This window comes from Rahnella sp. BIGb0603 (genome assembly GCF_024808755.1).
Lineage (GTDB): Bacteria > Pseudomonadota > Gammaproteobacteria > Enterobacterales > Enterobacteriaceae > Rahnella > Rahnella contaminans.
In genome coordinates, this window is record NZ_JANUEX010000003.1 from 543,200 (window position 1) to 555,878 (window position 12,679).

Annotated in this window: 12 protein-coding genes; 6 read left to right on the forward strand and 6 right to left on the reverse strand. The window is 52.8% G+C overall.

Going from position 1 to position 12,679, the window contains the following annotated elements; genetic code table 11:
• Positions 1–44: 44 nt before the first annotated feature.
• The 3 genes from mepS to M2403_RS10905 all read right to left on the reverse strand — a co-directional run bounded on the left by mepS (position 45) and on the right by M2403_RS10905 (position 2,798).
• Positions 45–620 (reverse strand): bifunctional murein DD-endopeptidase/murein LD-carboxypeptidase, encoded by a 576-nt coding sequence (gene mepS, locus M2403_RS10895; RefSeq protein WP_152324316.1) that lies wholly within the window; start codon positions 618–620, stop codon positions 45–47.
• 428 nt (positions 621–1,048) lie between these two features.
• On the reverse strand, positions 1,049–1,762 hold the full coding sequence (locus M2403_RS10900; protein WP_165058219.1) for a phosphatase PAP2 family protein: 714 nt from the start codon (positions 1,760–1,762) through the stop codon (positions 1,049–1,051).
• A gap of 52 nt (positions 1,763–1,814) precedes the next feature.
• The gene (locus M2403_RS10905; RefSeq protein ID WP_217153379.1) at positions 1,815–2,798 is read right to left on the reverse strand and encodes a GTP-binding protein; all 984 of its coding nucleotides are present in this window, start codon (positions 2,796–2,798) and stop codon (positions 1,815–1,817) included.
• Positions 2,799–3,010: 212 nt separating this feature from the next.
• Here M2403_RS10905 and M2403_RS10910 point away from each other — a divergent pair, with 212 nt between their 5' ends.
• Together M2403_RS10910 and M2403_RS10915 are read left to right on the forward strand one after the other, a co-directional pair.
• The gene (locus M2403_RS10910) at positions 3,011–3,319 is read left to right on the forward strand and encodes a hypothetical protein (protein ID WP_152324313.1); all 309 of its coding nucleotides are present in this window, start codon (positions 3,011–3,013) and stop codon (positions 3,317–3,319) included.
• 257 nt (positions 3,320–3,576) lie between these two features.
• Entirely contained in the window at positions 3,577–4,308 is a 732-nt protein-coding gene (locus tag M2403_RS10915) for an FCD domain-containing protein (protein WP_152324312.1), read from the forward strand.
• A gap of 58 nt (positions 4,309–4,366) precedes the next feature.
• Here M2403_RS10915 and M2403_RS10920 read toward each other — a convergent pair whose 3' ends face one another.
• Both M2403_RS10920 and yeiP read right to left on the reverse strand, forming a co-directional pair.
• The gene (locus M2403_RS10920) at positions 4,367–5,836 is read right to left on the reverse strand and encodes a mannitol dehydrogenase family protein (RefSeq protein ID WP_259229122.1); all 1,470 of its coding nucleotides are present in this window, start codon (positions 5,834–5,836) and stop codon (positions 4,367–4,369) included.
• A 272-nt stretch (positions 5,837–6,108) separates the two neighbouring features.
• Positions 6,109–6,681 (reverse strand): elongation factor P-like protein YeiP, encoded by a 573-nt coding sequence (gene yeiP / locus M2403_RS10925; protein ID WP_152324310.1) that lies wholly within the window; start codon positions 6,679–6,681, stop codon positions 6,109–6,111.
• A gap of 244 nt (positions 6,682–6,925) precedes the next feature.
• On the opposite strand from yeiP, the gene M2403_RS10930 reads away from it, so the two are divergent.
• Positions 6,926–7,180 (forward strand): YkgJ family cysteine cluster protein, encoded by a 255-nt coding sequence (locus M2403_RS10930; protein WP_101076044.1) that lies wholly within the window; start codon positions 6,926–6,928, stop codon positions 7,178–7,180.
• On the opposite strand, the gene M2403_RS10935 is transcribed toward M2403_RS10930, so the two are convergent.
• Complete coding sequence (locus M2403_RS10935) at positions 7,177–8,391, reverse strand: sugar efflux transporter (protein ID WP_152324309.1); 1,215 nt, start codon at positions 8,389–8,391, stop codon at positions 7,177–7,179. The two genes, M2403_RS10930 and M2403_RS10935, sit on opposite strands and share 4 nt — an antisense overlap.
• 475 nt (positions 8,392–8,866) lie before the next feature.
• Here M2403_RS10935 and fruB point away from each other — a divergent pair, with 475 nt between their 5' ends.
• The 3 genes from fruB to fruA are packed head-to-tail and all read left to right on the forward strand — an operon-like array spanning position 8,867 to position 12,642.
• Positions 8,867–9,997, forward strand: coding sequence for a fused PTS fructose transporter subunit IIA/HPr protein (gene fruB, locus M2403_RS10940; protein ID WP_259229123.1), 1,131 nt, complete (start codon positions 8,867–8,869; stop codon positions 9,995–9,997).
• Positions 9,994–10,929: a 1-phosphofructokinase gene (fruK, locus tag M2403_RS10945; RefSeq protein WP_056778537.1), complete on the forward strand. Its 936-nt coding sequence runs from the start codon at positions 9,994–9,996 to the stop codon at positions 10,927–10,929. Before fruB ends, fruK begins: the two co-directional genes overlap by 4 nt.
• A 15-nt stretch (positions 10,930–10,944) precedes the next feature.
• Positions 10,945–12,642 (forward strand): PTS fructose transporter subunit IIBC, encoded by a 1,698-nt coding sequence (fruA, locus tag M2403_RS10950; RefSeq protein WP_152324307.1) that lies wholly within the window; start codon positions 10,945–10,947, stop codon positions 12,640–12,642.
• Positions 12,643–12,679: the final 37 nt, after the last annotated feature.

Genomic DNA, 12,679 nt, shown 5'->3' on the forward strand with positions numbered 1-12,679 from the left:
CGCTTGGTATAGGACAACAAGAATTAAATCATGGGGTAACGGAATCAGCCGTTAGCCAGAACTCTTCTTGCTTCGCGGTACCGTTTATTCCAGTAAGTCTCGTTCAAATTCGAAATCATCACACCTGCGCTGGTGGAAGCATGAACGAACTGATCGTTACCTAAATAAATTCCGACGTGGCGCCCTGTTGAGCCCGCACCGAACAATACCAGATCACCCGGGCGTAGTTTAGAACGCTGGATTTTCTTACCTTTTTCTTCCTGTTCATACGTCGAACGTGGAAGGTCCATACCAAATTGTTCGCGGAATGTTACCTGGACGAACGCTGAGCAATCGATACCACGCTTGCTGTCACCGCCTAACCGATAACGAACGCCTTTCCAGCCAGCGTACTGATCCATAATTTTGGATTTAACGTTGACGTTACGAACCATTGCTTCGAATTCATCCTGAGAGGCTTGCAGTAGAAGACCGTCTTTGTCATTTACTGCACGCATATCAGTTTGTGCGTTTTCTGTGTTCGAAGAATGTGTACCACTACACGCAGAAAGAATAATTGCTGCGCCAATCGCGGGAATCAGCCGCGTGATATATCTCAGAAACGGTTGAGACTTGACCATTATTGTTGTTATCCCTTGCTGTCCTTAACGATGAAATCGTTATTAAAATTACCAAACCAAGCGAGACTACCTGCCGCGATCAGATGGGACAAACACCTAACGGGCAAAATGTGCGTCAGAGCACGTTTTTTCCTTCAAACCGGGTGTTTTTGCCACATTTCTGTTCAAGCGTTTTGGAGATTACCGTAATGAATAAGGGATTGCGAGAGGTTTTACGGGATTTTTTATAAGAAATTGTGATGTAAGCTGATGTAAGTAAAGATGTTAAAAACGATGGGTGATTTTTATACTAATTTGGGTTAAATCCGCATCACAAGCGGGTTTTCAAGCCATAATTTAGCAAAGTATATCTGGGAATTGTCTGGAAAAAAGATCATGCAGAACAAAACGTTCTGCATGATCATAATTAAATTATATGTATGGAAAAATCAGGCTGGCGTATTAGGACTTTTTTTACCGGGGAGTTTTCTCTCCAGCCAGTTAATCAGCAAATCACTGGCGGGCGTCATCAGCCACCAGCTTGCCCCGACCAGCACCACAGACAGTGAACCTACCGCGATATCCGTAAACCAGTGCGCTCCGATCATCACGCGCGGCAGCGAGAAGATGGCGGTGATCACCAGTGCAATCACAAATGCCGTCTTACTCAGATAGCGCAACATGAAGCAGGAGAAAATAATCAGCATCATGCCGTGGTCGCCCGGGAAGCTGTCTGCGGACGAATCTTTGGTCGGGATCCCGGTCAGCTGGCTGACGCGATTAACGCCCTCAAAGCTCAGCGACGGGCTCTTATGGCTGACCGGCAGCAAATGCCCGAGCTGATTGAGTACCACGGCGGTGAGCAGCATCACAAAACCAATAATGACGTAACGGCGGCGGCCGGCGGTGTCTTGTTTCAGGAAGTAGCTCAGATAAAGCACCCCCATTGCCAGCAGGGAAATCACGTCGAAAGCCCGGTTATTGGTCACCGCGACCAGATGCAGGAACCAGGCGTCCGTCGTCAGGTGACGGTTAAAGAAGAAGAAAATCGATTTATCAATCGGGAACCAGAAACCATGGTTTGCAGGTAAATAGAAAGATAAGAAAAGAGCAACGCCTAATACGTTGAGTATTAGGATTGCTGGAATATTTCGGCGCCACATAGCAGGAAGCCCTATTGTTAGCAGGATAAGTATTAATTTAGTCAGCGTTAACTTAATCGGTTGAACTTAAACGAACCTTCAACAAAGTGGATTGTAATGTGTTCCATTGTGCTTTATCGCGAGTAATCAGCTCAATTCTGCTGTCTGAGGGCGCCATTGGTTTGGTTTCAATTCTCAGGTCATTACCCTGACGATTTACCAGCAACGTCCCCTCTTTAATACGCAGAATGCCTTTCACACGGTCAACCGGTGCCTGACGCGCCCAGTCGAGAATACCCGCGGTATCAAAGACGGTTTCAGCATCAAAAATCCACCCGCAGCTGGTGTAACCGTCGGCTTCGTTCAACGCACGACGCCAGCGCTGTGTTTCCGGCAGGCTCAGTGCGGCCAGCCCGCGCACCGGGGCGTGCGCATGATGATGTTTACCCGCGGGTAATTCGGCCTGATTCAGACGCGGTAAATCGAGCAGCGCCGGGTCAATCTCACCCTGAACGGCAGTCACCAGCTGACGTCCGCCGCCGTTCAGGCTAAACCATGCATCCAGCGCCTGATTATCCTGCGCCTGCGCCACATCGGATTTATTGGCAATAATGACGTCTGCTGAAGCGAGCTGATCGCGGAAGTTTTCATTACCGATGACGCGCTGATCGCTTAACTGGCGGGGATCAATCAGGCATAACGTCGCGTTGAGCGTCAGCCAGTTTTTGTAAACCTCAGACGTTAATAAAGAAAGGATCTGCTTCGGATGGCCCAGCCCGGTAGGTTCAATCAGCAGACGATCAGGTTTTGCCTGTTGCAATAACATATTGAGACCCACCTGCATCGGCAGGCCGTTCACGCAACACATGCATCCGCCGGGAATTTCTTTGAGCACTGCGCCGCTGTCCGCCAGCAATGCCCCGTCAATCCCGACTTCCCCAAATTCATTTACCAATACAGCCCATTTTTCTCCCTCAGGCTTCTGAGCCAGCAGATGGCGCAGCGTCGTCGTTTTGCCGCTGCCCAGAAAGCCGGTGATCAGGTTGGTTTTGGTCATTTTCATGCATCCTTTAAATAAATTTACACGCCAATGTGCAATGACGACTTAAGAAAATCCAGCGTTGTGCCGATGGATAACATGGATTGCTTAGTTTCGACGTCGCGGCACTCAATTATTTTTAGCGGACCGATGCTAATTGGTTTAGATGTATTAATGTTAAATGGATGTATCGTGAATTTTAAAAATGTAAATTCAAATGAGGTGTTGCCATGAACAGGATCAAATGGGTACTGTTTTTGGGAGTTTTGGCCTCAGGGATGATGCAGTACGCCAGCGCGGGATCAACCGGTACTATCCATTTTTATGGCGCAATTGTTGAAAGTGGCTGTAACTTCAAAACCGGTGGAAATAAGCTTGTCAGCAGTTGTGAGCGGGGCGCTGCGAAAGTCACGCAGGCGCGTCAGATCAGCGCGACGAATCCACTTTCTTTCAGCCTGCCACTGTCTTTAGGCCACGTGACGACACAACAGGTGAACAACAATCCTCATCTGGCGCTGATGACGGTGTCGTATAACTGAATTTGTGAAAAACGATGAGCATTTCTGATTAGTTCATCACCGGTCATTTCTGCACAGACAGTATCAGCGTTAAGTGGCCCGACAACTTTGAAAACTGGCTGACCCAATTTTGATCGGGTCGTCAGTTTTCCCCTCTGGTTCTTCCCCTTTGTGCCCACATGTTATAATTTCCCCTCCTGTATCAGGCATCCGGAGCGCTGAAAAAAGCCGTTTCAGGTGTAGGACCAATTTCATAGCATCACCAGCGGGGCGACATTATGCGACTTTATCAGGAGATTGGCGGCCATCTGCGCCGTGATATCCATGCCGGAAAATACGCCCCTGGCGACCGCCTTCCTCCGGAACGTGATATTGCTGAGTTTTACTCGGTGAGCCGCAGCGTGGTGCGTGAAGCACTGATTATGCTGGAACTTGAGAAGGTCGTTGATGTCCGCAAAGGTTCCGGCGTTTACGTGTTGCACCAGACCGATGTATTGCCGCAGGAAGATGCGGACAGAGGTTACGGCCCGTTTGAACTGTTGCAGGCGCGGCAGTTGCTGGAAAGTGAAGTGGCGGCATTTGCGGCCATGCAGGCCACCAAAACCGACATTCTTCAAATGCGTGATGCGATTGAAGCGCAGCGAAGTTGTATTGCGCGCGGTGTTTCGGATGATGTGGAAGATCAGCGTTTCCACGCACTGCTGGCGCAGGCATCGCAAAACAGCGTACTGGTAAAACTGGTGGACGATTTATGGCAGATTCGCCAGCGCAGCTCTATGTGGGAAGGGATCCACCAGCACGTCGGGGATAAAAACTACAGCCAGATATGGCTGCTGGACCATCAGGCGATCCTTCAGGCGGTTTTACGCCGTGATGCCAAAGCCGCGAAACAGGCCATGTGGCAGCATCTGGAAAATGTAAAAGATATGCTGCTGAAAGTCTCGGACGCCGATGACCCGTCTTTTGACGGCTTCCTTTTTTCGTCAGTGCCTTCGGAACTGAATGACTGATTCTGCTCCACAATAAGAAACGGCTGCCGGAGCAGCCGTTTTTTTATACGGTGGATTTTCAGCCCATGTATTTCGCGACGGTTTTCTTCGCGCCAACCCTTTGCAGGTCGGCGTAAGCATTCTGGATGGCCTGCACCACTTTTTCTTCCTGCGGCAATTGCTCACCGAATACGCCCGTCAGCGCAAGCAGCGCTTTCACACGTGGTTCGCCATCAGCGGTAGACGACACGATTTCAGCCAGAGTTTCAGCCATTGGATCTTTAATCTCGATAGGCTGACCCGCATCATCCGTTCCGCCGATATAACGCATCCAGCCCGCAACGCCGAGCGCCAGTAACTCGTAAGAACCGCCGTTTTTCACATGCCAGCGGATGGAGTCGAGCATACGTTGCGGAAGCTTCATTGTTCCGTCCATGGCGATTTGCCAGGTGCGGTGTTTCAGCGCCGTGTTGCAGTAACGGGCAATCAGGCTGTCGGCATAAGCGGTGAGATCGACACCTTCTACGCTCAGCGTCGGTGCCTGTTCTGACAGCATCAGGCGATGGGCTGCTGCTTTATAATTCGCATCTTCCATGCAATCGTTGATGTGCTGATAACCGGCCAGATAACCGAGATAGGCCAGGAATGAGTGGCTGCCGTTCAGCATCCGCAGTTTCATCTGTTCAAACGGCAGAACGTCGGAAACCATCTGAGCGCCGGCTTTTTCCCAGTCAGGGCGGCCGGCAACAAAGTGATCTTCCACCACCCACTGAATGAACGGTTCGCAGGCAATGCCGCACGGGTCAGTCACGCCGCCCAGCGCTTCGGTGATTTCTTCCAGCGTGGTGTCCGTGGCCGCCGGAACGATACGGTCAACCATGGTGCTTGGGAAAGAAACGTTCTCAGTGATCCACTTCGCCAGTTCAGATGAGCGGGCTTTCGCCATACCCAGAACGGCGTTTTTGACCACCAGACCATTTTCAGGAATATTGTCGCAACACAGTACGGTAAAGCCAGGCAGGCCGCGCTCATGACGCAGACGCAGGGCTTCTACTAACACGCCGGGCGCTGTGCAGGGCGCCTGACCACCGGCCAGATCCTGCTGAATTTTTGGATTTTGCAGATCCAGCTCGCCGGAGCCGGGTTCAATGCAATAGCCTTTTTCGGTGATGGTCAGTGAAACAATTGCTACTTGCGGCTCGGTCAGTTTCGCCAGCACGGCATCCAGCCCGTCAATCCCGCCGTGGACCGACTCATGCGCTGAGCCGACGATAATGGCCTGATTTCCTTCGGCACCTTTTTCCAGCACGGTAAAAAGATGATCCTGCCCGCGTAATCTTTTGATTAATGACTCATTGCCAAACAGGCTGACTTCACAGATCCCCCAGTCGCCACCTTGCTGGTTTAACACCCGGTTGGTCAGCAATGCCTGATGGGCGCGATGGAAAGCACCAAATCCGAGATGAACAATGCGGCTTTTCAATGCGTCACGATCATAACCAGGTAATGACACTGCTGCTGGCAGGGACGCTGTGGCAATAGTTTTCATGCAATACTCCAGGCAAGTCAGAAATAATGAAATTGGTCAGGCCAAATTGGGGCTGTTTACCCGTAAACTGAAAAGTATGCTGGATAAAGCGACGATTTAAGCCGAAATCAGGCTTTAGAGTGTAAAGTCATATGATAGAAAGGGGAATTGGTAAGTCCAGACAGCCACTCGTTTTGTGATACAGATCGAGTGTCTGAGATATTTGTGATGAGAAATGCGGGGCAAAAAAAAGGAACGCCGTGGCGTTCCCTTAAAAAGCGGGGCAACTGACCTTAGTCTGCGCGGCCCATATAACGACGTTCAGCAATATGAATGCGGATTTTGTCGCCGGAGCTCAGATATTCTGGCACCTGAATATTCAGGCCGGTAGCCATCACAGCAGGTTTGGTACGCGAGCTTGCAGACGCACCTTTGATACCTGGCGCGGTTTCAACGATTTCCAGATCCACTGTCTGTGGCATTTCCAGCGCCAGCAGCTGGCTGTCCAGCGTCAGAACCTGCATACCCTGTAAACCCTCTTCAGGAATGAACAGCAGCTCTTCTTCAATCTGCGCTTTATTGAAGGTGTAAGGCGTGAAGTCTTCGTCATCCATAAAGATGTACTCATCGCCGTCAACGTAGGAGAAATTCACCTTACGGCGGGTCAGGGTGACGGTGTCGAGAATGTCGTCACCCTTGAAGCGTTCTTCCACCTTGCCGCCGGTACGCACATCGGCGAAACGCATTTTGTACAAGGTGCTGGCACCACGGGCACTTGGGCTCTGCACATCAATGTCTTTTACCAGCAGCAATTTGCCGTCGTAGTTCACAACGAAGCCGCGTTTAATTTCGTTAGCACGTGCCATATAAATAACCTGTCAGCAGAGAGAATAATAATTTGCGACACGTTACCCGCGCCGCTGATTTCAGGCAAGCAGATAGCGTAAAAAGAGTCGGGAAAACCCGCTTTCTGACGCAATTTTTGTGGTCTGCCCGCCGACATTAAAAATGTTCGATATACAGTGTTAAAGAGTAGTAAATATTTCGCTGGTGGCGGTGTTGCGCGCCTGCTATTGTCGCGCCTCAAAATGAGGCCTGAGGAGGCTGTTAATGGACTGTCGTACCGATTGCGGAGCCTGTTGCATAGCGCCTTCAATTTCCAGCCCGATCCCCGGAATGCCGGACGGCAAACCCGCCAACACCCGCTGCATTCATCTGGCCGATAACTTCCTGTGCCAGATTTTCACCTCGCCGCTGCGGCCAAAAGTTTGTGGCAGCCTGCAGGCCAGCCGCGAAATGTGTTTCACACACCGCGACCAGGCGCTGACATATCTCATCAAACTCGAAGCCGATACCGCGCCTTAAGCTGCGGCTTCCGGCGTTTCTTCCGCTGGCTTATCGACGTTTTTCACATTCCAGATGCACGCGACCGCGCCCACCACCATCACCAGTGCGGCGTAAAACACTGCGTGATACGTCCAGAACTGCGCGATCACGCCCGCCAGTGAACCGGCGAGGATCCAGCCTGCACGGGTGGAATTGGTGAACAGCGTTGTCGCCGCACCCGCCTGACCCGGCATTAAATCCTGAAAATACAGCATGCCGATGCCGGCCAGAATGCCGATGAAAATGGCGTTCAGCAGCTGTAAAGCAATCATCGCTGCGGCTCCGGTCGTAAATAAAATACAGGTGTAGAAAATCACTCCCGCCACCACGGCAAACCGCATCAGGAAACGCTTACCTAACTGTTTTGCCAGATATCCGGCGATCAGCATGGTCGGGATTTCGAGACAGGCGGCGCTGCCCATCAGCACGCCCGCCAGTTTCTCAGGCAAGCCCAGTTCGCGCACCACGTACAGCGGCATATTGATCAGATAAATACTGTTGGCCGCCCACATCAGAGAACAGGCGATAAACAACATCAGCGTGTCGCGGCGGTTGCGGCGCGGGGCTTCCAGCGTGGCAGTCGTTTTGATGTGCGCTTTAGGCATTGAGGGCAGGAACATCCAGACCATTGCGCCACATAACAGAAACGCCAGCGTGGCGGCGCAATACATGAAGGTAAATCCGAATCCCATCGACAGGGCGAAAGCCAGCGGCGGCCCGACAACCCAGGCCAGAGAAACCTGTGCGCGCAAAATAGAGCTGAACATCACGGCTTCGCGCCCGGTTTTCTCGGAATGCTCGCGCGCAAGGGCAAACATTTGCGGGTTGGCGGTTGAGCCGAAACTCGACAGTAAAACGCCGATAAACAGCAAAATAAAGTAGTTACGGTTGAAGGCGAAAAGGACACACGCCAGTGCGCCCAGAATGCAGCAATACAGGATCAGCGTTTTGCGGTCACCGCGTTTGTCCGACCAGGTCGCCAGCAGCTGGCTGACGAAAATGCCAATCACGGCGCTGCCGGTGAAGAAGATGCCGACCATAAACGGGCTGACGTGTACCTGAGAGGTCAGAAACAGGCTGAGCGTCGGGGTCTGAAGGGCACCGGCAATACCTGTGAGAAAGGCGATGATCAAAAAAGCAGTCGACGTCATGTCGGGTAAGCGGCGGGCTGACGTTGTAGAAATTCGCATTAGATAGCTGAACCAGAGTGAAGAGAAGGAGGACGAAATTTGCGCGAATGTTACGTCAGTTTAAAAAAAACAAAAACAGGTTTTGATCATCAAAAATGTAAACCGGAGTGTATTTGCCATACTGAATAATAAAACCGCACATTGTGTTAAAAATAACCCAAACCGGCAGCCGTCCGGTCACAGGAGGTCATCCACTCAAACCCGCCAGCTAACTTCAGCTAAACTGTTTTTGGCCGCTTCAGCCTGACTTCAGCATTTGCGTTAAGTCACAGGCTTCAGGGCGTCGCAAAAAAGGAAACTGTGCGTGGCATCAAAAAATTGTTACGTCAAATCAGGGAAAGCTTGATTTAAAAACAGGCCGGATTGAGACTCCTTGAAACGTTTCAGCGTTGTCAGTTTCTCTTCTGAAATTTGATGGCGCTCCTTTTTTCTCAGTAAAGCTGAAACGATTCAATTTCAGCAGGAGAGGAGAATTATGTTCCAACTGTCACAGCAAGATATTCATCTCGGTGCGGCTGCCAGCGATAAGCAGGAAGCAATTCGCCAGGTCGCAGCAGCACTGACTCAGGCTGGCCGCGTCAGCGAAGGCTATGTAGACGGCATGTTAGCGCGTGAGCTGCAAACTTCTACATACCTTGGCAACGGCATTGCTATCCCGCACGGCACCACCGATACCCGTGATCTGGTGCTTGATACCGGTGTCCAGGTTTTCCAGTTCCCGCAGGGCATCGCGTGGGGCGAAGGGCAAACTGCTTATGTCGTTATCGGCATCGCGGCGCGTTCTGATGAACACCTCGGTTTGCTGCGTCAGCTGACGCATGTCTTAAGTGACGACAGCGTGGCTGAGCGTCTGGCAAAAACAGATTCAGCTGAAGAACTGCGCAGCCTGCTGATGGGCGAGAAAAATGCCGCTGAATTCCTGTTTGATACCCAGCTGATTGCTGTTGATGTGGCGGCGGAAAGCCTGATCACATTGCAGGCGCTGAACGCAGGCCGTCTGCAACAGGTGGGTGCCGTTGATACCGCTTTCGTCAGCGATGTTATCAGCCGCAAACCACTGAATCTGGGGCACGGCATCTGGCTGAGCGACAGCACGGAAGGCAATCTGAAAAGTGCTGCCACCGTCAGCCGTGCGCATCGGGCGTTTGATCTGGCCGGTGAAAAGGTTTCTATGCTGCTGACGATTTCTGTCGCAGATGACCAGCCGCTGGACGTGCTGAATTACCTGAGCGACCTGCTGATTGCCAATAAAGCTGAACGCTTGCTGACGGCAGATGCCGTTGGCGTGCTGGCATTGCTGACCAGCGAAGTCGAAGAACAAGCCAACGTGCTGACGGCTGAATTCGTTATCCGTAACGAACATGGCCTGCATGCGCGTCCGGGCACGGCATTAGTGAACGTGATCAAACAGTTCAGCAGTGAAATCACCGTTACCAATCTTGATGGCAGCGGTAAACCTGCCAACGGCCGCAGCCTGATGAAAGTCGTGGCGCTGGGCGTGAAAAAAGGTCACCACCTGCGCTTTACCGCCAGTGGTGAAGATGCAGAACTGGCATTAAAAACCATCGGCGAAGCGATTGCCGAAGGTCTTGGGGAGGGCGCATGAGCCGTCGGGTCGCCACAATTACTTTAAACCCTGCGTACGATTTAGTGGGCTATGTGCCTGAAATCGAACGTGGTGAAGTCAATCTGGTGCAAACCACCGGTCTGCACGCCGCCGGTAAAGGCATCAACGTTGCGAAGGTGCTGAAAGATCTCGGCATCGACGTCACCGTTGGCGGCTTCCTGGGCAAAGAAAATCAGGACGGCTTCCAGTTGCTGTTCAGCGATCTGGGCATCGCGAACCGTTTCCAGGTCGTCAATGGCCGTACGCGTATTAACGTCAAACTGACCGAAAAAGATGGTGAAGTCAGCGACTTCAACTTCTCCGGCTTCAATGTGACGCCTGCTGACTGGGAACGTTTCGTGACGGATTCCCTGTCCTGGCTGGGTCAGTTCGACATGGTCGCCGTGAGCGGCAGCCTGCCAGCGGGCGTTGATCCTGACGCATTCACTGACTGGATGAAACGTCTGCGCGCGCAGTGTCCTTGCATCATTTTCGACAGCAGCCGTGAAGCACTGGTGGCCGGTCTGAAAGCTGCACCGTGGCTGGTTAAACCTAACCGTCGTGAACTGGAAATCTGGGCTGGCCGTAAATTGCCGGAACTGAGTGACGTGGTTGAAGCTGCGCATGCCTTGCGTGATCAGGGAATTGCCCACGTGGTGATTTCTCTGGGTGCTGAAGGCGCATTGTGGGTTAACGCCTCCGGCGCGTGGATCGCCAAACCGCCAGCCTGTGAAGTTGTCAGCACCGTCGGTGCCGGTGATTCCATGGTCGGTGGCCTGATTTACGGCTTGCTGATGCGCGAATCCAGCGAACATACGCTACGCCTGGCAACGGCTGTTGCCGCACTGGCTGTCAGCCAGAGTAATGTCGGTGTCACCGATCGTCCGCAGCTCGCGGCGATGATGGCCCGTGTTGATCTGAAACCTTTTTAATCCGCAGGAGGCAGAATGAAAACGCTGCTGATGATAGACAGTTCGCTGGGACAGGCTCGCAGCCATCTGGCGAAAAATTTGCTCGCTGCTGCTGCGGCGAAAGCAGGGCATCAGGTGGTCGATCAGGCCGCTGACGCTGAAGTTGTGATCGTGGCCGGTGAAACCGTGCCCAACGATGCGACGCTGACAGGTAAAAACATTTATACCGGTGATGTGGCGGATGCCGTTCGCGATCCTCAGGCATTTCTGGCACGCGCACTGACAGAAGCCAAACCTTACGTGGCACCGGCTGTTGCCGTATCAGCACCTGCCGGTGCAGTTGGTCCAAAACGTATCGTTGCTATCACCGCCTGCCCGACCGGCGTGGCGCACACTTTTATGGCGGCTGAAGCCATTGAAAGCGAAGCGAAAAAACGCGGCTGGTGGGTGAAAGTGGAAACCCGCGGTTCCGTCGGTGCCGGTAACGCCATCACGCCTGAAGAAGTGGCGGCGGCAGATCTGGTCATCGTTGCGGCTGACATCGAAGTGGATCTGGCGAAGTTCGCCGGTAAGCCGATGTACCGTACCTCTACCGGTCTGGCATTGAAAAAGACCAAACAGGAGCTGGATAAAGCACTGGTAGAAGCGGAAGTGTTTGCCCCTAATGCACAGGGCGCAACTTCCACGGCGAAGAAGAAAGAAGCGGGCGGTTCTGGGCCATATCGTCACCTGCTGACCGGCGTGTCTTACATGCTGCCGATGGTAGTGGCGGGTGGCTTGTGTATCGCGTTGTCCTTCGTTTTCGGTATTAAAGCCTTTGAAGTAAAAGGCACGCTGGCGGCTGCGCTGATGCAAATCGGGGGCGCTTCAGCCTTCGCATTGATGGTTCCGGTTCTGGCGGGCTTTATTGCCTTCTCCATCGCTGACCGTCCTGGCCTGACGCCGGGTCTTATCGGCGGTATGTTAGCCGTGAGCACCGGTGCCGGTTTCCTTGGCGGTATAATTGCCGGTTTCCTCGCGGGTTACGTGGCGAAAGCTATCAGTGGCAAGCTGAAGCTACCGCAAAGTATGGAAGCCCTGAAACCTATCCTGATCATCCCGCTGGTCGCGAGCCTGATTACGGGTCTGGTGATGATTTATGTTGTCGGTACGCCGGTGGCAAAAATCATGTCAGGTCTGACCGCATGGCTGCAATCTCTGGGTACTGCGAACGCCGTACTGCTCGGCGCAATCCTCGGTGCGATGATGTGTACCGACATGGGTGGCCCGGTAAACAAAGCGGCTTACGCGTTCGGCGTCGCGTTGCTGAGTTCTTCCGTGTACGCACCAATGGCCGCCATCATGGCTGCCGGTATGGTGCCACCACTGGCGATGGGTCTGGCGACCTTGCTGGCGCGTAACAAGTTCGAACAAAGTGAACGCGAAGGCGGTAAAGCAGCGCTGGTTCTGGGCCTGTGCTTTATCTCCGAAGGTGCGATTCCGTTCGCTGCCCGTGACCCGATGCGTGTTCTGCCGTGCTGTATCGCCGGTGGTGCACTGACCGGTGCGTTGTCCATGGCATTCCATGCACAACTGATGGCACCGCACGGTGGTCTGTTTGTTCTGCTGATCCCAGGCGCAATCACACCGGTACTTGGTTACCTGGTGGCGATTATTGCCGGTACCGTTCTGGCGGGTGGCGCTTATGCGGTTCTGAAACGTTCAGATGCGCAGCTGGCCGCTAAAGTAGCCTGATAATTGCTGTTCAGCAGGTGAGAGAAGCGCGACTTAA

What these genes read in the sequence shown, in the direction of transcription:
- mepS (WP_152324316.1), bottom strand. Translation starts at nt 620, where the DNA reads ATGGTCAAGTCTCAACCGTTTCTGAGATATATCACGCGGCTGATTCCC.
- M2403_RS10900 (WP_165058219.1), bottom strand. Translation starts at nt 1,762, where the DNA reads ATGTGGCGCCGAAATATTCCAGCAATCCTAATACTCAACGTATTAGGC.
- M2403_RS10905 (WP_217153379.1), bottom strand. Translation starts at nt 2,798, where the DNA reads ATGACCAAAACCAACCTGATCACCGGCTTTCTGGGCAGCGGCAAAACG.
- M2403_RS10910 (WP_152324313.1), top strand. Translation starts at nt 3,011, where the DNA reads ATGAACAGGATCAAATGGGTACTGTTTTTGGGAGTTTTGGCCTCAGGG.
- M2403_RS10915 (WP_152324312.1), top strand. Translation starts at nt 3,577, where the DNA reads ATGCGACTTTATCAGGAGATTGGCGGCCATCTGCGCCGTGATATCCAT.
- M2403_RS10920 (WP_259229122.1), bottom strand. Translation starts at nt 5,836, where the DNA reads ATGAAAACTATTGCCACAGCGTCCCTGCCAGCAGCAGTGTCATTACCT.
- yeiP (WP_152324310.1), bottom strand. Translation starts at nt 6,681, where the DNA reads ATGGCACGTGCTAACGAAATTAAACGCGGCTTCGTTGTGAACTACGAC.
- M2403_RS10930 (WP_101076044.1), top strand. Translation starts at nt 6,926, where the DNA reads ATGGACTGTCGTACCGATTGCGGAGCCTGTTGCATAGCGCCTTCAATT.
- M2403_RS10935 (WP_152324309.1), bottom strand. Translation starts at nt 8,391, where the DNA reads ATGCGAATTTCTACAACGTCAGCCCGCCGCTTACCCGACATGACGTCG.
- fruB (WP_259229123.1), top strand. Translation starts at nt 8,867, where the DNA reads ATGTTCCAACTGTCACAGCAAGATATTCATCTCGGTGCGGCTGCCAGC.
- fruK (WP_056778537.1), top strand. Translation starts at nt 9,994, where the DNA reads ATGAGCCGTCGGGTCGCCACAATTACTTTAAACCCTGCGTACGATTTA.
- fruA (WP_152324307.1), top strand. Translation starts at nt 10,945, where the DNA reads ATGAAAACGCTGCTGATGATAGACAGTTCGCTGGGACAGGCTCGCAGC.